The sequence below is a fragment of the Lysobacter concretionis Ko07 = DSM 16239 genome (assembly GCF_000768345.1).
In the GTDB taxonomy this organism is placed as follows: domain Bacteria; phylum Pseudomonadota; class Gammaproteobacteria; order Xanthomonadales; family Xanthomonadaceae; genus Novilysobacter; species Novilysobacter concretionis.
In genome coordinates this window covers 41,173-61,227 of the sequence record NZ_AVPS01000011.1, presented here as the reverse complement: position 1 = coordinate 61,227, position 20,055 = coordinate 41,173, and the positions used below count along the sequence as shown (strand labels likewise).

19 protein-coding genes and 1 pseudogene are annotated in these 20,055 nt (G+C 67.3%); 11 read left to right on the top strand and 9 right to left on the bottom strand.

What is annotated here, in order from left to right:
• Window positions 1-50: 50 nt before the first annotated feature.
• From N792_RS12790 to N792_RS12740, 11 genes are all read left to right on the top strand, one after another.
• On the top strand, window positions 51-761 hold the full coding sequence (locus N792_RS12790; protein ID WP_036195899.1) for a response regulator transcription factor: 711 nt from the start codon (window positions 51-53) through the stop codon (window positions 759-761).
• Window positions 762-785: 24 nt separating this feature from the next.
• On the top strand, window positions 786-2,072 hold the full coding sequence (locus N792_RS12785; protein ID WP_036195897.1) for a sensor histidine kinase: 1,287 nt from the start codon (window positions 786-788) through the stop codon (window positions 2,070-2,072).
• A 215-nt stretch (window positions 2,073-2,287) separates the two neighbouring features.
• Window positions 2,288-3,742, top strand: a complete 1,455-nt coding sequence (locus N792_RS12780) for an efflux RND transporter periplasmic adaptor subunit (protein WP_036195894.1) — start codon at window positions 2,288-2,290, stop codon at window positions 3,740-3,742.
• Window positions 3,739-4,437 carry an ABC transporter ATP-binding protein gene (locus tag N792_RS12775; RefSeq protein WP_036195892.1) on the top strand — a complete coding sequence of 233 codons (699 nt, stop codon included), beginning with the start codon at window positions 3,739-3,741 and terminating at the stop codon, window positions 4,435-4,437. Before N792_RS12780 ends, N792_RS12775 begins: the two co-directional genes overlap by 4 nt.
• Window positions 4,434-5,669, top strand: a complete 1,236-nt coding sequence (locus N792_RS12770) for an ABC transporter permease (protein ID WP_036195889.1) — start codon at window positions 4,434-4,436, stop codon at window positions 5,667-5,669. Before N792_RS12775 ends, N792_RS12770 begins: the two co-directional genes overlap by 4 nt.
• 195 nt (window positions 5,670-5,864) lie before the next feature.
• Window positions 5,865-6,860 (top strand): isoaspartyl peptidase/L-asparaginase family protein, encoded by a 996-nt coding sequence (locus N792_RS12765; RefSeq protein WP_425478890.1) that lies wholly within the window; start codon window positions 5,865-5,867, stop codon window positions 6,858-6,860.
• Between the two features lie 234 nt (window positions 6,861-7,094).
• Entirely contained in the window at window positions 7,095-7,481 is a 387-nt protein-coding gene (locus N792_RS12760; protein ID WP_036195886.1) for a diacylglycerol kinase, read from the top strand.
• Between the two features lie 105 nt (window positions 7,482-7,586).
• Window positions 7,587-8,312 carry a TerC family protein gene (locus tag N792_RS12755; RefSeq protein ID WP_036195883.1) on the top strand — a complete coding sequence of 242 codons (726 nt, stop codon included), beginning with the start codon at window positions 7,587-7,589 and terminating at the stop codon, window positions 8,310-8,312.
• Window positions 8,313-8,444: 132 nt separating this feature from the next.
• Window positions 8,445-9,317: a prolipoprotein diacylglyceryl transferase gene (gene lgt / locus N792_RS12750; protein ID WP_036195880.1), complete on the top strand. Its 873-nt coding sequence runs from the start codon at window positions 8,445-8,447 to the stop codon at window positions 9,315-9,317.
• A 1-nt stretch (window position 9,318) separates the two neighbouring features.
• Complete coding sequence (locus N792_RS12745; protein ID WP_036195878.1) at window positions 9,319-10,113, top strand: thymidylate synthase; 795 nt, start codon at window positions 9,319-9,321, stop codon at window positions 10,111-10,113.
• A gap of 2 nt (window positions 10,114-10,115) precedes the next feature.
• A complete protein-coding gene (locus N792_RS12740; protein WP_036195961.1) occupies window positions 10,116-10,634 on the top strand; it encodes a dihydrofolate reductase in 519 nt (172 codons plus the stop codon).
• A 227-nt stretch (window positions 10,635-10,861) separates the two neighbouring features.
• Here N792_RS12740 and N792_RS12735 read toward each other — a convergent pair.
• From N792_RS12735 to N792_RS12695, 9 genes and pseudogenes are all read right to left on the bottom strand, one after another.
• Window positions 10,862-11,716 (bottom strand): annotated as a pseudogene (locus N792_RS12735) (symmetrical bis(5'-nucleosyl)-tetraphosphatase); the annotation flags it as partial.
• 13 nt (window positions 11,717-11,729) lie between these two features.
• The gene (gene apaG / locus N792_RS12730; protein ID WP_036195876.1) at window positions 11,730-12,113 is read right to left on the bottom strand and encodes a Co2+/Mg2+ efflux protein ApaG; all 384 of its coding nucleotides are present in this window, start codon (window positions 12,111-12,113) and stop codon (window positions 11,730-11,732) included.
• Window positions 12,114-12,179: 66 nt separating this feature from the next.
• Window positions 12,180-13,028, bottom strand: coding sequence for a 16S rRNA (adenine(1518)-N(6)/adenine(1519)-N(6))-dimethyltransferase RsmA (gene rsmA / locus N792_RS12725; RefSeq protein WP_052104123.1), 849 nt, complete (start codon window positions 13,026-13,028; stop codon window positions 12,180-12,182).
• Complete coding sequence (gene pdxA / locus N792_RS12720) at window positions 13,025-14,011, bottom strand: 4-hydroxythreonine-4-phosphate dehydrogenase PdxA (protein ID WP_191150494.1); 987 nt, start codon at window positions 14,009-14,011, stop codon at window positions 13,025-13,027. Before pdxA ends, rsmA begins: the two co-directional genes overlap by 4 nt.
• The gene (locus tag N792_RS12715; protein ID WP_036195872.1) at window positions 14,012-15,340 is read right to left on the bottom strand and encodes a peptidylprolyl isomerase; all 1,329 of its coding nucleotides are present in this window, start codon (window positions 15,338-15,340) and stop codon (window positions 14,012-14,014) included. It abuts the gene before it with no gap.
• Complete coding sequence (gene lptD, locus N792_RS12710; protein ID WP_425478889.1) at window positions 15,337-17,691, bottom strand: LPS assembly protein LptD; 2,355 nt, start codon at window positions 17,689-17,691, stop codon at window positions 15,337-15,339. The genes N792_RS12715 and lptD overlap by 4 nt, the downstream gene beginning before the upstream one ends.
• A gap of 259 nt (window positions 17,692-17,950) precedes the next feature.
• A complete protein-coding gene (locus N792_RS12705; protein WP_036195953.1) occupies window positions 17,951-18,874 on the bottom strand; it encodes a histone deacetylase family protein in 924 nt (307 codons plus the stop codon).
• Between the two features lie 28 nt (window positions 18,875-18,902).
• Complete coding sequence (locus N792_RS12700; RefSeq protein WP_036195869.1) at window positions 18,903-19,457, bottom strand: cob(I)yrinic acid a,c-diamide adenosyltransferase; 555 nt, start codon at window positions 19,455-19,457, stop codon at window positions 18,903-18,905.
• A 9-nt stretch (window positions 19,458-19,466) separates the two neighbouring features.
• Entirely contained in the window at window positions 19,467-20,042 is a 576-nt protein-coding gene (locus tag N792_RS12695) for a DUF6580 family putative transport protein (protein WP_084105818.1), read from the bottom strand.
• Window positions 20,043-20,055 lie beyond the last annotated feature (13 nt).

The window sequence follows — 20,055 nt, the reverse complement described above, 5'->3', positions numbered from 1 at the left end:
GTCGACCCGCCGGCCGTCAGCCTTCACAAAACTGAAGGGAGGGAATAATCATGCAGGGCACCCGCGACGGAGGTCTGGTCCTCATCATCGAGGACAACCGCAATATTTCCGAAATGGTCGGCGAGTATCTGGAAGGCAAAGGCTTCGAGGTGGACTTTGCCGCCGACGGCCTGGACGGCTACCGGCTCGCCGCCGAGAACAGTTACGACGTGATCGTGCTGGACCTCATGCTGCCGCGCCTGGACGGCATCGAGGTCTGCAAGCGTTTGCGCGAGGAGGCCCGCAAGTCGACGCCGGTGTTGATGTTGACCTCGCGCGACACGCTCGATGAGAAGCTCGCCGGCCTGTCCGTCGGCGCGGACGATTACCTGACCAAGCCGTTCGCCATCCAGGAACTGGAAGCCCGCCTGCGCGCACTGATCCGTCGCGACCGCCGCCAGGTGGGTGGCGAGGTGCTGAAGGTGGCCGACCTGGTGCTCGACCCCGCCAGCCTGCGGGTGACGCGTGCCGGCACCGAGTTGCAGTTGTCGCCGATCGGCCTGCGCCTGCTGACGATCCTGATGCGCGAGTCCCCGCGCGTGGTCAGCCGGCAGGAAATCGAGCGCGAGATCTGGGGCAATGGCCTGCCGGATTCGGACACCTTGCGCAGCCATCTCTACAACCTGCGCAAGACCATCGACAAGCCGTTCGACAAGCAGCTGCTGCATACGGTGCAGTCGGCCGGTTACCGGGTGGCGGATATCTCGCAGCCGCACGAATGACATGACGGCGCGGATTTTCTTCCCATGACCGAAGGCCTGCCGCGGCGGATCAAGCTCGCTTTCATCCTGCAGGCGCTGTTGGCCAGTGTCGCCATCACCGCCGGGGTGATGCTGACCGGTCTGGCGGTGCGCCACAGCGTGCTTGATGAACGCCTGCAGCGTGAGGCCGATGCGTTCTGGACCGGCCGCGCCGCCAGTCCGGCCTATCCGCTGCCGCGGACCTCGACGATGACCGGCTATCTGTATCCCGCCGCGGCAGGAGACCGCACCGCGCCGCGCTACCTGCGTGAGCTGGCGCCGGGCCGGCACCGTGTCGCACTGCCGGGCACGACCATGCGCGCGGATGTGCTGGTGGATCGCCGCCCGCAGGCGACGTTCTACCTGGTCTTCGAATCGGGGCACATCGACCGGGCGATCGGCCTGACCGGACTGGTGTCATTGCTGCTGTCGCTGCTGGCGACCTATCTGGTGTCCTGGTGGACCTACCGCACGTCCAAGCGGCTGGTGGCACCGGTCAGCTGGCTGGCCAACGTGGTCACGCAATGGGACCCGCGTGATCCCGATGCCAGCGTGATCAAGCCGCACAACCTGCCCGCGGAAGCCGGCAGCGAGGTGCATCGACTGGCGCGGGCATTGGTGGGGCTGGCGGACCGGGTGGCGGACTTTGTCCAGCGCGAGCGCGACTTCACCCGTGATGCCAGCCACGAATTGCGGACGCCGCTGACGGTGATCCGGGTGGCGACCGACATGATGCTCGCCGATCCGGCCACCTCGTCCGCGATGTTGCGTTCGCTGGCGCGGGTGCAACGTGCCGGGCGCGACATGGAGGAGGTGATCGACGCCTTCCTGATCCTCGCGCGTGAAATGGACATCGCCCCGCAAAGCAGCGAGTTCGAGGTCCGCGACATCATCCAGGACCAGATCGCGAGGATCCGGCCGATGCTGGCCGACAAACCGGTCGCGATCGAACTGATCGACAACGGCGCACCACGCCTGTTCGGCCCGCCGCACGTGCTGGCGGTGATGGTGGGAAACCTGCTCAGCAACGCGGTCCATTTCACCGACCACGGCAGCATCGAGGTGCGCTTGTCGCCGGACGCGATCGAGGTGCGCGACAGCGGCATCGGCATGAATGCGAACGCGCTGGCCAAGGCGTTCGACCCGTTCTACCGAGCCGACATCACGCGCGAGGAAGGCCGGGGCATGGGGCTTTCGATCACGCGTCGGCTGGGCGACCGGATGGGCTGGCCGGTCAGCCTGCAGAGCCTGCCCGGCGAGGGCACCACGGCGACAATCCGGTTCCTCGGCTGATCGCGCGACGCCGTTTGCAAGTGACTGGGGTGACTGCCGTGACCGGCGAGCCGTGTAGACCATTCCGGTGGCCTGGCGGCCGGTTCCGGGCGTCAACCAAAGGCGACCCCGAGCGTTGACAATGCCAGTCTCCGAACCGATCGCCCCTTCCGATGAATGCAGCCGCCAAGTCCGTCTCCTCCTTTCGCCGTGCCCCCAGATGGCAACGTCCCGTAGTGGCAGGTGTGGTCGTTGTCGCGCTGGTCGCCATCGGCGGCTATCTCTGGCAGCAGCGCAGCGCCGCGTCGTCGGCGGGCAGCTACCGCACCGCCACGGTCGAGAGGGGCGACATCCGGGTCAGCATTTCCGCCACCGGCTCGCTCGGTGCGATCTCCACGGTGGATGTCGGCAGCCAGATTTCCGGGCTGGTGACCGAGGTGCTGGCCGACTTCAACGACACCGTCACCAAGGGCCAGGTGATCGCGCGCATCGATCCGAGCACGTTCAACGCCCAGATCGCCCAGGGCAATGCGGCGATCCATGCCGCCAGGGCCGGGCTGGCCACCGCGCAGGCGAGCCTGCGCAATGCCGAGGCGGACTACCGGCGCAAGGCCGCGCTGGGAGCCACCCGGCTGGTGTCCGCCAGCGATGTCGATGTCGCCCGCGCCGCACGTGACCAGGCGCGCGCGCAGGTCGATTCGGCACAGGCGCAGATCACCCAGCAGACGGCGTCCACCCGGACCTCGCAGCTCAACCTGGAGCGCACCGTGATCCGCTCGCCGGTCAACGGCGTGGTGCTGACCCGTACTGTCGAGCCGGGCCAGACCGTGGCGGCGAGCCTGCAGGCGCCGGTGCTGTTCCAGATCGCCGAGGACCTGTCGAAGATGGAGATCGTGCTGGCGATCGACGAGGCCGACATCGGCCAGGTCAAGACCGGGCAACCGGTCTCGTTCGGCGTGGACGCGTTTCCCGATCGCCAGTTCCGCGGCGTCGTGCAGCAGGTCCGCCTGTCGGCGACCAACACCAACAACGTGATCACCTACCCGGTGGTGGTGGCGGTGGACAACGTCGACCAGGTCTTGTTGCCGGGCATGACCGCCAACGCGGAGATCGAGGTCAGCCGTCGCGACGACGTGTTGCGCGTGCCCAACGCGGCGCTGCGCTACAAGCCGGCGGAAGCCGATCCGGCCGCCGCCTCGGCGCCGGCCCAGCGCGGCGGAAGCCCGGTCGACGAGCTTCCCCGCATTGCCGCCGGGCTGCAGCTGGATGCCGCCCAGCAGGCGGCTTTCGATACGGCGCTGCAGGCCATGCGTGAGCGTGCCGCAGCGCGCACCGCCGCCCCGGTGGCCGCCCCTGCCGGGCCGTCGATGTTCGGTGGCCCGCCCCGTGGCGGCAATGCCAATCGATCTGCCGGCAACAGCGGTGCGATGCGGCAGCGCATGCAGGAGCGCTTCAATCAGCAGTTTGCGGGCTTCCGGGACACCTTGTCGGAGAGCCAGCGGGCGCGTTGGAACAGTGAGTTGACGTCGCTGCTGGCCGCCCGCCGTGCGCCGCTGTACAAGCTGGTCGATGGCAAGCCGACGCCGGTGTCGGTGCGGGTCGGCGTCAGCGATGGCAGCTGGACGGAGGTGTCCGGAGAGGTGGTCGCCGGCGACCAGGTGGTCATCGGCAGCGGGCGACCGGCCGAATGAACGCCGAGGTGGCGGTGATCCAGACCCACGACCTGGGCAAGGTCTATTCGCCCGGCACCGAGGCCGAGGTGGTGGCCTTGCGCGGAGTCAACCTGCGGATCCAGCGCGGGGAGTTCGTGGCGATCATGGGGCCGTCGGGATCGGGCAAGTCGACGCTGATGAACCTGATCGGATGCCTGGACAGTCCCAGCCAGGGACGCTACCTGTGCGATGGCGTGGATATCGCCAGCCTGGATGCCGAGGAGCGCGCGATCCTGCGTCGCGACAAGATCGGCTTCGTGTTCCAGGGCTTCAACCTGCTGCCGCGGATGAGTGCGCTGGAGAACGTCGCCATGCCGATGGGGTACGCCAACGTGCCGGCGCATGAGCGTGCCCAGCGGGCGCACGATGCGCTGGCGGCGGTCGGTCTAGGCAGTCGCGAAAGCCACCGGCCCAGCGAGTTGTCGGGCGGCCAGCAACAGCGCGTTGCGATTGCCCGGGCACTGATCAACCGCCCGCCGATCCTGCTGGCCGACGAGCCCACCGGCGCGCTGGACAGCAAAACCGGTGAGGAGATCCTCGGTTTGTTCAAGCAGTTGCGCGATGACGACCACACCGTCGTGCTGATCACCCACGATCCGGAAGTGGCGGCGCACGCCGACCGCACGTTCGTCATGCACGACGGCGAGCTTCGTGAGCAGGAGGCCGCGCCATGAATTTCCGGGAAGTGGTCCGCACCGCGATCTTCGCCCTGCGCGGCAACTGGCTGCGCAGCGCCTTGACCTCGCTGGGCGTGATCATCGGCATCGCGGCGGTGATCGTGATGGTGTCGGTCGGCCAGGGCACGAAGGAGCAGATCGACAAGCTGGTCTCCGGGCTGGGCTCCAACCGCCTGGACATCAGTTCCAATGCCGGCCGCGGTGCCGGCGGGGTGCGCATGAGCGCGAGCAGCTTCTACACCCTGAATGAAGGCGATGCGGAGGCGATCCGGGAGGAGGTGCCGGAAGTCCAGTACGTCGCCGCCACCCTGCGTGGCAACGCCCAGGTGGTGTTTGCCGAGAACAACTGGGCGACCAGCTGGTACGGCGTGCAGCCGGATTACTTCGCGCTGGAAGGCTGGAGCATGGCGTCGGGGGCGGAGTTCGACGTGCGCGATTACGGCGGTGGCAGCAAGCCGGTGATCCTGGGCGAAACCGTGCGGCGCTCGCTGTTCGGCGACGAGGATCCGCTCGGCCAGAACGTGCGGATCGGGCGGGTGCCGTTCACCGTCGTCGGCGTGCTGGCGGCGAAGGGCCAGGGCGGTTTCGGTCAGGATCAGGACGATGTGATCCTGGTGCCGCTGGAAACCGGGCGGAGGCGTTTGATGGGCGCGATGGGCCTGCCACCCGGCGCGGTGCAGCAGATCGCGGTCGGTGTCGGCCGGGCCGACGACCTGGCCTGGGCGCAGGAGCAGATCGAGTCGCTGCTGCGCCAGCGCCACAAGCTGCAGCCGGGGGCGGACGACGATTTCCGGGTCCGCAACATCGCCGAGATCGTGGCCGCGCGCAGCCAGACGACGCGGTTGATGTCGTTGCTGCTGGCGGCGGTGGCGACCATTTCGCTGATCGTCGGCGGCATCGGGATCATGAACATCATGCTGGTGTCGGTGACCGAGCGGATCCGCGAAATCGGACTGCGGATGGCGGTCGGCGCGGGGCCGTCGGACATCCGGGCGCAGTTCCTGGCCGAGGCGATGCTGATCTCGCTGATCGGCGGCGCGCTGGGCATCGCGATCGGGATCGCCGGAGCCTTGCTGGTGGGCAAGTTCGGTGCACTGCCGGTGGCGTTGAACGCCCAGGTGATCGGGCTGGCGGCCGGGTTCTCGATCGCGACCGGCCTGTTTTTCGGCTATTACCCGGCGCGCAAGGCCTCGTTGCTGGATCCAATCGAGGCGTTGCGGCAGCAGTAGGTACGCGCCGTCCCTTTTATCCGCCTGGCCTGGCGCTGCTGCGAGCCGAGTGCAGGAAGGGCGTCCGTCGCAAGTCGTCGATTCGACCGCGGCTGATGCCAAGCCTGCGGGGCGCGACGTCGGCAGCGGCGCTATCCTCAATGGTCGCCAACCGCGGAGCCTTCCATGCGCTTTTCTGCCTTGCTGCCTGTCCTGATGTTCACTTTTGCTGCGCCCGTCCACGTCCACGCCCAGGAGGCCGATCCGATGCCGAAGACCGCGCTGGTGATCCACGGCGGTGCGGGTTATGTCGCACGCGAGTCGCTGAGTGTGCAGGACGAGCAGGACGCACGCGCGGATCTGAACCGGGCGCTGGATGCCGGTCACCAGGTACTCGCGGCCGGCGGCAGTGCGCTGGATGCGGTGCAGGCGGCGGTGCGGGTGCTGGAGGAGTCGCCGCGCTTCAACGCCGGCAAGGGCGCGGTGTTCAATGCCGATGGCGGACACGAGCTGGACGCGTCGATCATGGAAGGCCACACCCGCCGCGCGGGTGCGGTGGCCGGGGTGACCACCGTCCGCAGCCCGATCACGTTGGCGCGCGCGGTGATGGAACATTCCCCGCACGTCATGCTGGCCGCGCAGGGCGCTGAGGCGTTCGCCGATACGCGGCCGGAAATCGAGCGGGTGCCCAACGACTGGTTCGACACCGACAAACGCCGCCAGCAGCTCGATGCCGCCAAGCGCAAGGAGCAGGCGGCGCGCAGCGCCGGGACCGATGCGGCCGATGAACCCGGCAAATATTTCGGCACGGTCGGTGCCGTCGCCCTCGACCGGCACGGCCATATCGCCGCGGCGACCAGTACCGGCGGCATGACCAACAAGAAATGGGGCCGGGTCGGGGACGCTCCGATCATCGGCGCCGGCACCTGGGCCGACCGGCAATGCGGCGTGTCGGGCACGGGCTGGGGCGAGTTCTACATCCGCAACGCGGTCGCCCATGACATCTGCGCACGCGTGGCCTATCGCGGCGATTCGCTGGGCGATGCGGCCGAGGAAGTGGTCAACAGGATCGTGACCGCGGCCGGCGGCGACGGGGGCGCGATCGCGCTGGACGTCGACGGCAATATCGCGATGCCGTTCAACAGCGGCACCATGTATCGCGGCTGGATCCACCCCGACGGCAGCCGCGGCGTGGCGATCTTCGAAGACTGAGCGGACCCGGTTCTGCCCGATGATGCCGGCGCCTCGCCGGTCGGTTTGCTGCCGGCGCAAACGGGGCGTGATGACGGGCGTTGTGTCAAAATCCCCCGTTTGTCGCGGCCGCTGGCAGTATCCACCCGGCCTGGCGGTATGACCCTGAGACCTCCGGCTCCATGTTGATGCCCCGAATCCTGATGCCCCACCAGTCTGGTTGTCCTTGTCCGTCTCGCGCGCCGGTTTGTCGACATGGCCGATAAGTTCGGTCACCTGCCGCGTGGGCCGGGACGGGTGCTGAAGGCGGCGAAATGGTCGATCCAGGGGCTGGCTGCCGCGTGGCTGCACGAATCCTCGTTCCGGCTTGAAGTCTGCCTGTTCGTGGTTCTGGCGCCGATGGGCATCTGGTTGGGCCAGACACCGGTGGAACAGGTGCTGCTGGTTGGCGTGCTGATTCTGGTGCTGGCCGCCGAGCTGCTCAATTCGGCGATCGAAGCGGTCATCGAGCGTTTCGGCAATGAGCTGCACGATCTGGCCGGACGCGCCAAGGACATGGGCTCGGCGGCGGTGTTCGTGCTGATGATGAACGCGCTGCTGGCCTGGGGCCTGATCCTGGGGCCCCGTCTGTTCTTCACGTGATGCGACAGGTCGCTGCGAGCGCTTGATCGGGTCGCGACGGCCTCTGGTCGATACTTCTTTTCATGCCATTTTCTCCAACCAATCTGGAAATTCCCCGTGATTGAAATGCTGATGGATCCGGAAGTCTGGATCACCCTGGTCACCTTGAGCGCGATCGAGATCGTGCTCGGCATCGATAACCTGGTGTTCATTTCGATCGCGGTCAGCCGCTTGCCTATCGCGGTGCGGGAGAAGGCGCGCAAACTCGGCATTGCGGTCGCCTGTCTGACCCGCATCTGTCTGTTGTTGACCCTGGCCTGGCTGGCCGGGTTGACCAGCGACCTGTTCCAGCTGTTCGGCCAGGGGATATCGGTGCGCGACCTGGTGTTGATCCTGGGTGGCGCGTTCCTGCTGGTGAAGGGGACGATGGAGATCCGCGACGGCATCGTCGGCGAGCACGAGTCCAGCGATGTGCATGCCAGGCCGGTGGCATCGTTCGGCATGGTACTCGGGCAGATCGCCGTGATCGATCTCGTGTTCTCGCTGGATTCGGTGATCGCCGCGGTCGGCATGGCCAACCACACCTGGATCATGGTGACGGCGATCCTGCTGGCGGTGGTGGTGATGCTGGCCGCCGCGACCCCGCTGGGCCGTTTCATCGACCGCAATCCGACCGTGAAGATGCTCGCTTTGGCGTTCATCGTCCTGATCGGCGCGTACCTGGTGCTGGATGGCTTCGGTCTGCATATCCCGAAGGGATACATCTACGGTTCGATGGGTTTCTCGGCGCTGGTCGAGGGTCTCAATCTGTGGGCAAAGAGCCGCGCGTCGAAGCACGTGCTTGCCGAATAAGGCGGTGCCCGGCCCCGGTATCTGCCGCGCATCGCGCGCGGCCGGACACCGGGGATGACACGACGCCCGCCACCGTCCGCGGTCTGAGCGGGCACAATAGCCGGATCGCCATCGACCGGAATGCCTCGATTCATGATCATCCTGCACCAGATCGATCCGATCGCCCTCAGTCTGGGGCCGCTGCAAATCCACTGGTACGGAATCATGTACCTGCTCGGATTCGGCATCGCCTGGTGGCTGGGTGTACGCCGCATCCGCGCCGGCCGATTGCCGGGGGTGACCGAGCAGGCGTTTGGCGACCTGCTGTTCTACGGCATGCTCGGTGTGGTGCTGGGCGGCCGGATCGGGTACGTCCTGTTCTACGGGTTCAAGGACCTGCTCGATGATCCGCTGATGCTGTTCCGGATCTGGGAAGGCGGCATGAGCTTCCACGGCGGCCTGTTGGGGGTGGTGGTTGCGGCCCTGTGGTGGTCGCGCCGGCAACGCCTGCATTTCTTCGATGTCGCCGATTTCATCGTGCCGCTGGTGCCGGCCGGACTGGGGCTGGGCCGGGTGGGCAACTACATCGGCGGCGAGTTGTGGGGCAAATTCACCGGAGGCGGCTGGGGCGTGCTGTTCCCGCGTGCGCCGGAGTTTGCCGGCTGGAGCCAGGAGCAGCTGCAGGCGCAGTTCGCCAGTGGCGCCCTGGACCGCTTCGCCCGCCATCCCTCGCAGCTGTATCAGGCGCTGCTGGAGGGATTGGTGACGTTCGGCGTCCTGTGGTGGTTCTCGCGCAAACCGCGCCCGCGCTACGCGGTGTCGGGGTTGTTCATGCTGCTGTATGGCAGCTTTCGATTCCTGGTGGAGTTCGTGCGGGTGCCGGACGTGCAGCTGGGCTACCTCGCGTTCGGCTGGCTGACCATGGGGCAGGTGCTGAGCCTGCCGTTGATAGCGCTCGGCCTGTTCTGGCTGTGGTGCTCCCGCCGTTCCCCAACTATCCAGCCCGCGCCGGTCGCGGGATCCTGACATGCGCCAGTACCTCGATCTGTTGCGTCACGTCCTTGAGCAGGGCACCGAAAAATCCGACCGCACCGGCACCGGTACCCGCAGCGTGTTCGGCTGGCAGATGCGCTTCGACCTGGGCCAGGGGTTCCCGCTGGTCACCACCAAGAAGCTGCACCTGCGCTCGATCGTGCACGAGCTGCTGTGGTTCCTGAAGGGCGAGACCAACATCGCCTACCTGCGCGACAACAAGGTTGCAATCTGGGACGAGTGGGCCGATCCGGACGGCGAGCTGGGACCGGTGTACGGCAAGCAGTGGCGGCACTGGGCGGGCGCAGACGGAAGCGAGATCGACCAGATCGAATGGGTGGTGGGCGAGATCAAGCGCAACCCGGATTCGCGCCGGTTGATCGTATCGGCATGGAACGTCACCGACCTGCCGAAGATGGCCTTGATGCCCTGCCACACGATGTTCCAGTTCTACGTGGCCGACGGCAAGCTCAGCTGCCAGCTGTACCAGCGCAGCGGCGATATCTTCCTCGGGGTGCCGTTCAACATCGCCAGCTACGCGCTGCTGACCCACATGGTGGCGCAGGTGTGCGGCCTGGGTGTCGGCGACTTCGTGCACACGTTGGGCGATGCGCACCTGTATTCGAACCACGTTGATCAGGCGCGCGAGCAGCTGTCGCGTCAGCCGCGTGCGTTGCCGACGTTGAAGCTCAACCCGGCGGTGTCGGACATTTTCGGGTTCAGCTTCGATGACATCGCGATCGAGGGCTACGATCCGCTGCCGGCCATCAAGGCGCCGGTGGCGGTGTGAGCGTGGAGTTGGTGCTGATCGCGGCGCTGGATCGCCATCGCGCGATCGGTCGCCACAACGACCTGCCATGGCGGCTGCCCGACGACCTCAGGCGTTTCAAGGCGTTGACCCTGGGCAAGCCGATCCTGATGGGTCGAAAGACCGCGCAATCGCTGGGACGCGCGCTGCCGGGGCGGCGCAATCTGGTGCTGACCCGCAGCGGCCAGGTGCCCTTCGGGCAGATGGAGCCGGTCGCGTCACTGGATCAGGCCCTGGAAATGGTGTCCCACGGCAGCGATGGGCAGGCAGCGGCGGCGGAGCTGTGCGTGATCGGCGGCGGCGAGGTCTACGCCCTGTGCCTGCCGCGCGCCACCGCCATGCACCTGACCCATGTGGATACCGTGGTCGAGGGCGCCGATGCGTTCTTCCCGGCATTCGATCCGGCCGCGTGGCAGGTGCTGGCGCGCGATCCGCATGCGGCTGATGCACGGCATGCGCATGCGTTCGAGTTCATCGACTACCGGCGCATGCCACTTTTGTAGCCCCTGTAGGAGCGACGTGAGTCGCGAACGCGCAGAGACCGTGCGCTGGAGGGATTCCCTTCGGTGTGGAGCGTGGGATGTCGATGTCGCCACGTCCCCGTTCGAGGTCACTCGGTCGCGGGCGAGGATGGCCGGGTCGCGACTGACCGGTGGAGGCATGCCTCCACCACGCCTACGACCGAAAGAAGTCCAGTCGGGCGACCACATCGACCCGGTACGTCTCAACGGCGACGGCGGTGGCGTGGCTTCGGCGGGTTCGCCGGTACCGTGCGGCCGGGCACCTGCACCACCCGCAGTTCATCGGTGTCGAGTTGCAGCGCGGTGAGCTTTCCACCCCATACCGCACCGGTGTCGATCGCATGCACGCCGTGGCCGATGAACAGATCCAGCGCGGACCAGTGGCCGCACACGATTTTCAGGTCGCGCTCGACCCGGCCGGGGACTGCGTACCAGGGATACAGCCCGGGCGGCTGAGTCCCCGGCACGCCCTTTTCCTCGTACGAGATGCGTCCACGCGGCGAGCAATAGCGCAGCCGGGTCAGCAGGTTGATGATCGCGCGCTGGCGATCGATCCCGACCAGTCGCGGGTTCCACACGGGGCCATCGCCGTACATGTTCTTCAGCAATCGCTGGTACTGGTCCCCGCGGAGCACGGCCTCGATCTCGCGTGCGTGCTTCTCGGCCAGCTGGGTCGTCCACTTCGGGGCGAGGCCCGCATGCACCATCATCCAGCCCAGTTCGCGGTCGACGTGCACCAGCTCCTGCATCCGCAGCCAGGTCAGCAGGGTGTCGCTGTCCTGGGCGAACACCACGCGCTGCAGATCGGGATTGACCTTGCGCTGCTCCTCCTCGCGGCGATCGCCGACGGCGAGCAGTGACAGGTCGTGGTTGCCGAGCACCACGGTCGAGTTCGCGCGCAGCGAATGCACCAGGCGCAAGGTCTCCAGCGACTGCCCGCCGCGGTTGACCAGGTCGCCGCAGAACCACAGCCGGTCGCGGGCCGGGTCGAACGCGATCTTTTCCAGCAACCGCTGGGTGACGTCGTAGCAGCCCTGCAGGTCGCCGATGGCCCAAACACTCATGTCCAGCCCGCCATCAGTGCAGCGTGCGCGGCACGGTCAGGGTGAAGGCGGGAATCGGCACCTCGAAGCGGGTGCCATCGTCGGCCACCATCGTGTAGCTGCCTTCCATGGTGCCCAGGTCGGTCTCCAGCACCGCGCCGGAGGTGTATTCGAAACCTTCGCCCGGACGCAGCCGCGGCTGCTCGCCGACCACGCCGTCGCCTTCCACTTCCTGCACCTTGTCGTTCGCGTCGGTGATCAGCCAGCGGCGCGAGAGCAAGCGGGCGGGCACCTTGCCGCTGTTGCGGATCTGGATGGTGTAGGCAAAGACGAAACGGCCCTGTGCGGGCTCGGATTGCTCATCGAGATAGCGGGTGGCGATGTCAATGATGAAAGCGTGATCGGTGTGGCGTTCCATGCCCGACAGTGTAGTGGCTGGTTGGCGGAAGCGGGGACGCAACGCGCATCGCCGCGGTGTGCGGCTTTAATCGACCAGCGAATTGCTCAAGGCGACGAAGTCGGCGACGGCCACCTGTTCCGCACGCGCCTGCGGCGACATGCCGGCGGCTTCGATGGCGGCGGCATCGCAGATTTTCGACAGGGCGTTGCGCAGGGTCTTGCGACGCTGGCCGAACGCATCGCGGACCACGCGGGCGAACAACCCGCGATCGCGGACGTCGATGCGATCCGCCGGCAGCGGCACCAGCCGCACCACCGCCGAGTCCACCTTCGGTGCCGGCCGGAACGCCCCCGGCGGCACGATGAACAACGGCGTGACCGTGCAGTACGCCTGCAGCATCACGCTGAGCCGGCCGTAGACCTTGCTGCCGGGCCCGGCCGCCATGCGGTCGACGACTTCCTTCTGCAGCATGAACACCATGTCCTCGATGGCCGGCGCGTGCTCGAGCGCGTGGAACAGGATCGGCGAGGACAGGTTGTAGGGAAGGTTGCCGACCAGCCGGATCCTGCTGCCGGGCATCGCCGGATGGCCGTCGTCCGCGCCGGCGGCCAGCGCGCTGAAATCGACCTGCAGCACGTCACGGTGGATCACCGTCAGGTGGCCATGCGCGCGCGCGGCTTCGGTCAACGGGGCGATCAGGTCGCGGTCGAACTCGATGACGGTCAACGCGCCGTGGCGGTCGAGCAGCGGGAAGGTGATCGCGCCCTGGCCGGGGCCGATTTCCACCAGGCGATCGCCGGGCTTCGGGTTCACCGCCTGCACGATCTTGTCGATGATCGTGCGCTCGTGCAGGAAGTTCTGGCCGAGGTGTTTTTTTGCCTTGGCGGAGAAACCGTCGCCGTGGCCACTGGAAGGATGCTTGGCGGGAGTCATGGCGCGATTATGCGGGAGCGTGCGCGAGCGATCCGCGCGCAGGTGTCGGCGGCGGCGATCAGGCTGGAGGGATCGGCGACACCCTTGCCGGCCAGGTCCAGTGCGGTGCCGTGGTCGACCGCCACGCGCGGGTAGGGCAGGCCGAGGGTCAGGTTCACCGCGTGTTCGAAGCCGCTGAACTTGAGCACCGGCAGGCCCTGGTCGTGGTACATCGCCAGCACCGCGTCGAACGTCCGCAGTTTCGCGGGCAGGAAGGCGGTATCGGCCGGCAGCGGTCCGACCAGGTCCATGCCCTGCGCGCGCAGTGTGGCCAGGACCGGCTCGATGACCTCGATCTCCTCGTGTCCCAGGTGTCCGGCTTCCCCGGCGTGTGGGTTGAGGCCGAGCACGGCGATCGAAGGCCGGGCGATCCCGAAGTCGGATTGCATAGCCTGATGCAGGATCTGCAATGTGCGTGTGAGCGATCCGGCGGTGATCGCATCGGCGACCGCGCGCAAGGGCAGGTGGGTCGTGGCCAGCGCGACACGCATGGTCGGATTGGCCAGCATCATGACCACGTCGCAACCGGCCTGCCTGGCCAGCAGCTCGGTGGTGCCGCTGTACGGAATGCCGCCTTCGTTGATCACGGCCTTGTGCACCGGGCCGGTGATCAGGCCGTGGAATTCGCCCCGCAGGCATCCGTCGGCGGCGCGCTGCATCGCCTCGATCACCGCGGGCGCATTTCGCGCATCGGGCTGGCCGAAGGGGGCGTGGACGGCATTCGGCGTGTCGATCAGCACCAGTTCGCCGGCCTGGTCGCCGGCCTGGTCGGGCTCCAGCAGCCGCAGCGGGAGCCCGAGGACGGCAGCGGCGGCCTGCAGTGTGGCGCGGTCGCCGAATGCAACGAGCTGGTAATCACGCGGCAACTGGGCCAGCCGCACACACAACTCGGGGCCGACGCCGGCCGGCTCACCCGGAACCAGCGCGAGCCGAAGCGGCATCACTCAGTTGCCGTTGGTGGTGGAGTCAGCCTGCTCGGCGTCCGCGGCACCGGTGCGGAAGTCGACGAAGGCCTCGCCGCGCATTTCGCGCAGGAAGCGGTTCCACTCGTCCTCCAGCTTGCGCCGGCCGATCGTCTCGCGGATCTGGGCGCGTTGCGACTCGTCGCCGACGTCCGCCTGGCGGCTGCCGGTGCGCTTGACGATGTGCCAGCCGGCCTGGGTGCGGAACGGCGCGGAGATGCCGCCGTCGCTCAGGGCCGCGACCTGGCTGCCGAAATCGGGGCCGAACTGGTCCTGGGTGAACCAGCCCAGGTCGCCGCCACGGCTCTTGGAGCTGGGGTCTTCGGAATTCTCACGCGCCAGCGCCGCGAAATCGGCACCGCCGACCAGGCGCGCATGGAGGGTGTCGGCTTTGGCTTTCGCCTTGGCGACGTTGGCCGGGTCGTCGGCGCGGATCAGGATGTGGCTGGCCTGGTACTGCGTCACCAGGCTGGGGCCGGCCTGCGCGGCGTCGCGGCTTTCCACCACCTGCAGCAGCTGGAATCCGCTGGGGCCGCGGATCGGCTCGGTGACCTGTCCCGGGCGCATGCCCTTGACCATGTCAGCAAACGCGGACGGGATCTCGTCCGCCGAGCGCCAGCCCAGATCGCCGCCTTCCAGCGCGTTGGGGCTGTCGGAATACCGCACCGCGGCGGCGGCGAAATCCATCTCGCCGCGCTGGATCAGGTCGCGGACGCCCTCGATCTTGGACTGCGCGGTGGCGATCTGTTCCGGCGTGGCGCCCTCGGGCAACGCCACCAGGATGTGGGCGAGGTGGTACTGGCTGCCGGCACCTTGCTGCGCTGCCAGCGCGGCGTCCACTTCGGCGTCGCTGACCGAGATCTGGGTCTGTGCCAGGCGCTGGCGCAGGCGCTGGACCAGCAGCTCGTCACGGATGGAATCGCGGAACTGCGGCATGGAGGTGCCGTCGCGTGCCAGCTGGGCGGTCAACTGGTCGACATTCATCTGGTTCTGGGCCGCGATCGCGCCGATGGTCTGGTCGACCTCCTGATCGCTCACGCGCACGCCGGTGCTTTTGGCGCGGGCGACCTGCAGCTTGAGCAGCACCAGCCGTTCGGCAACCTGGCGCTCAAGCACTCCCGGCGGCGGCAGCTGCTCGGTGCGGCCCGCATATTGACTGCGGATGTTGGCCACCGCGCGGTCGAGCTCGCTTTGCAGGATGACATCCTCGTCGACCACCACCGCGATGCCGTCGATCGGCGCAAGCTGTTGTGCGTAGGCGGGCGCGATCAGAAACGCGCCGACAAGGAGAGACGCGAGTAGTTTCTTCATGGAGTCGGATCGAGGGAGTTGGTGTAATCGTCGCCATCCAGAGAGGACGGCGGCACAAGATAGAGATCGTCACGATCGTAGCCGAGGATAGCACGGCTCAAAATGCTCTCGGTCTTCTGTCCGGCCGAGCCCAGGCCCTTGAGTTCGAACTCGAGCCGCAGCGAGTCGTCGAGCTCGCCATTGCGTTCGCGGATGTAGCGTCGGGCGATCAGGCGCACCGCCATGCAGCAGCTTTCCCACTGCACGCCGGCGATCGACTCCAGCAGCTTGCGGTCGTCGATCGAGTAGTAATAGCGACCCACGACGCTCCAGCTCGGGTTGAGCGGGTACAGGAACGAGAAGTCGGCCTGCTCGGTCAGGTCGCGGCGGTAGCGATAGCCCAGGTTGACCACGCCGCTGTCGCCGATCAGGTAGCGGGTGCGGATGCTGGCCAGGTCCTGGCGGCGGTATTTCGGGTCCCATTGGTAGGCGGCGTTGATGCTCCAGCGTTGGCTCGGCGACACGCCGACGTCGGCCACCCACGCCGATTTGCCGCGCTCGACGGCGGTCTCGCCGGGGACCACGACGCGGCTGTCATCGAAGTACTGGATCTGGCCGAGACTGGCCGACAGGCGCTCGCGGCCGTCCGCCTCGTTGATGAAGCGGGTGGTGACGGCGGTGGTCAGCTGGTTGGCGTCGATCTGCCGGTCCGGCCCGGTGTAGCGGTTGTCGCGGAACAGCTGGCCCCAGCTGAAGGTCATGGGGTTGGTGTCGAAACGCGGCAGCCCGCCCTGGTCGCGGTATGGCACGTTGAGGTAGAACACCCGCGGTTCCAGCGTCTGCAGATAGGAATCGCCACCGAAACTCATCTTGCGGTCGAAGAACAGGCCCGCATCCACCGAACTGATCGGCAGGCTGCGGGTCGGCGCGCTGTCCCCGCCATTCGCCGCAGCGAGGGCGTCATCCAGTTGGTAGGCGGTGTAACGCCAGGCCAGTTTCGGCGTGACAAACCAGCTGGCGCCTTCCAGCGGCATGCTGATGTAGGGCTTGAGGTCGAGCCGGCTGCCTTCGTTGCGGACTTCATGACGGAAGCGCACCGCTTCGGTCGTTACGCCAGCTTCAAACCAGCGACCGAACGGCTGGCTCCAGTTGAGGTAGGCGCGCGGCATCCGGTCGTAGCGCAGATTGCGTTCGGTGAGGGTGTAGTCGGCCAGCTGGTTGTGGTCGGCCATCAGGCCGGCATCCCAATATCGGCCACGACCGTAGAAGCCTGCTTCGCTGCGAATTTGCCAGTTGGACAGGCCATAGAGGCTGTTGCTGAAGTCCTCCAGATAATGACTGTCGCTGATCCAGCCCAGGTTGGCCTGCGCGCGCCAGCCGTGACCAAGTCCGTGTACACCATTGAACTTGAACTGCCCGCGGTCCTTGTCCGGCAACGTCGCGCCGGCAATGGGACGTCCGTTGAGATCATTGAGATAGCGATCCGGCTCGTTCTCGGGCAGTTTGTCCTTCGGCATCCATTCGCCCGACAGTTCGCCCCGACCACCTGCATACAGCCAGCGGAACTCGCCGCCCAGCTGGACGCCGCGCTCGGTCATTATCCGCGGGGTGAGGGTGGCGTCGTAGTTCGGCGCGAGGTTCAGGTAGATCGGCTGGCGCCAGTCGAATCCGTTGCGCCCGGAGATCTTTACCGCCGGATACAGCAGGCCTGTGCGGCGACGGTCGTCGATCGGGAACATCAGCCACGGCACGTACAGCACCGGGACCTTGCCGATGCGTACGACGGCGTTGCGGGCCACGCCGATACCCTCTTCGGTGTCGAAGTCGATCTCGCGGGCGCGAAGCTCCCACGCCCGTTGTGACGGGGGGCAGGTGGAATAGGTGGAGCCGACCAGCTTGCCCACATCGCCATCCATGTCGATCCGCTCGGCGCCGCCGTTGCCACGCTGCTCGATCAGCTGGTAACGAAGGTCTTCGATGGTGTGGGTGTCGGCGTCCTGGTCGCCACGCGCACGCTCGGCGACGATGCGCATCCCGGAATCCTGGTAGCGCACGCTGCCTTCGGCGACGTACGTGCCGTCCTGGTTGTAGGTCATCTTGTCGGTGCCCAGGAACTGGTCGCCGCGCCGGAGCGCGACATTGCCCTGGAACACAGTGCGGTCGCTTTCGCTGGCACTGAGCGCGTCGCCGCTGATGTCGGTCGGCAGGTCGATGCGGTTTTCCGGGGTGCCGGTGGGCTCCGGGGCATCGATGAACGCGGGAACGGCGTCCTCGATCGGACACATCCCCCAGTTCTCGGAGTCGCGGGCTTGGGCCGGCAGGGCCAGCGCGATGCACATCGATAATGGGAGCAGGCGGAAACTGGTGCGCACGCGGCGATCCGGAGAACGTGAAACGGCCGTTAGCTTGCCGCATCGCTCCAGTGGCGGCAACGAGGCCTTGTCGGGGGGCGGTTCATCATTCATGTTTTCGCGCCAGCGTGTGAGGGGAGCCCTGTGGCCACGATCGCCGGGTCCGGAGCCCGGCAGTGTGAATGGCCGGACGCCCCGCCGTCGGGTTTTGCGCGAACGGCCCTCGTCAGTGCCCGGTGCCGATGATCGGGTGAGCCTGCATGTCGCAAAGATGCGGTGATCAAGCCGACAGCAGGGCATCGATGTGGGCGACGCTGCATTCGCGCAGGGCCACCAGGTCGTATCCACCTTCCAGGGTCGACACGATCCGGCCGGAGGCGTGTCTGTCGGCGATCCCCGCCAGCTCGGTGGTGAGCCAGCGGAAGTCATCGGGTTCCAGTTCCAGCCCGGCCAGTGGGTCGCGTCGATGCCCGTCGAAGCCGGCCGAGATGAACAGCATCTGCGGACGGAATCCGTTCAAAGCAGCCAGCAGGCTGTCGTGCCATGCCGCGCGAAAGTCCCGGCTGCCGGTGCCGGGTGGCAGTGGCCGGTTGATCACATTGCCGATGCCGTGCTCATTGGCGGAGCCGGTGCCGGGAAACAGCGGCGACTGGTGCGACGACAGGTACATCACCCGCGCGTCGCTGCTGAAGATCGCCTGGGTGCCATTGCCGTGATGGACATCGAAATCGATGATCGCCACCCGCGTCAGTCCATGCGCCTCGCAGGCGTGGGCGGCGGCGACGGCCACATTGTTGAACAGGCAGAACCCCATCGCCCGGTCAACGCTGGCGTGGTGGCCCGGTGGCCGTACCGCGCAAAAAGCCCGGCGCGCGTGTCCTGCCATCAGCGCATCGACCGCGGCAACGCCGGCGCCGGCGGCGTGCAGGGCGGCTTCGGCCGAACCGGCGCCGAGCAGGGTGTCGGTGTCGATGGCAAGGGGTCCGGCGCCGGCCGGGATCGGCGTGTCCAGTACCAGCCGCAGCAGGTCGTCGTGGTGGACGCGCAGGAGCTGGGCACGCGTTGCCGGCGGTGCCTGGTGCCAGGCCAGTTCCGGCCAGGTGGCGGCAATCGCGTCGATGACGGCTTCAAGGCGGGCCGGGCGTTCGGGGTTGCCGGTGCCGGGCTGGTGGGTCAGGCAGGCTGGGTGGGTGTACAGGCGCAGCGCGGACGCGCTCACGGCGGCAATGGACTCAGGCCTTGCGGCGTTCGTGGTGCCACACCACTTCGCCGTGGCCGCTGGCGCGGGCCAGCACCCGCGAAAGCACGAACAGCAGGTCGGACAAGCGGTTCAGGTAACGCACCGCCTCCGGCCGCACCGGTTCCAGCCGGGACAGGGTCACGGTTTCGCGCTCGGCACGGCGCACCACCGTGCGGGCGATGTGGCAGCGCGCGCCTGCTTCGCCACCGCCGGGGAGAATGAACTCCTTCAAGGGCGGCAGGTCCTGGTTGTAGGTATCCAGGTGCTGCTCCAGCCGGTCGATATCCGCATCGACGATCGCGGCGTGACCGGGAATGCAGAGCTCGCCGCCGAGGTCGAACAACTGGTGCTGGATCGCGGTCAGCAGGTTGCGGACGTCATCGGGAACCTCGCTGGCGAGGATCAGCCCGATCGCCGAATTGGCCTCGTCCACGGTTCCGTACGCATTGACCCGCGCGGAATCCTTGGCGACCCGGCTGCCGTCGCCCAGGCCCGTGCTGCCGTCATCGCCGGTGCGGGTGTAGATCCTGGAAAGACGGTTGCCCATGCCGAGCGGTCAGGCGGTATGGGCGCGCAGCGCCGGCAACTGCGAGCGCAGCAGCGCGAATCCGCCGAACAGCACTGCCGAATACACCAGCGTGCCCAGTACCGTCCATTGGAAGAACGGGATCCCGGCGGCGTAGGCGGCCGTCAGCCCCGTCGCGGTTTTCGGGTACATCGGATCGAACAGGAACGCGCCGAAGTTGGTGACCAGGAAGAACAGCACCGAGCCGGCCAGCGAAAAGCCCAGCACGGAGGCGCCACCAACCTTGCCGCGCATGCCGAAGCCCAGGACCGTGGTCAGCGCGATGCAGCCGTACACCATCCAGATGCCGGTGCTGGAGAACCAGCTGGCGTAGAGGCCGCCATTGAGCGACGCGAGCACCAGGTCGGAAAGGAACAGGCCGATCAACGGCACGACCAGCGCCCAGCTGCGGTTGGCGAAATACGCGCCGCCGAACAGCGCGATCGCGGTCACCGGCGAGAAGTTCGGCGGGTGCGGCAGCACCCGGGTCAGCGCCGCAAGCACGATCAATCCGATCAGCACGAGCGGGCCGGCGGCGAGAAGGGGAGAGGAGACGGGGTTTTTCATCGTGACTGGGTGC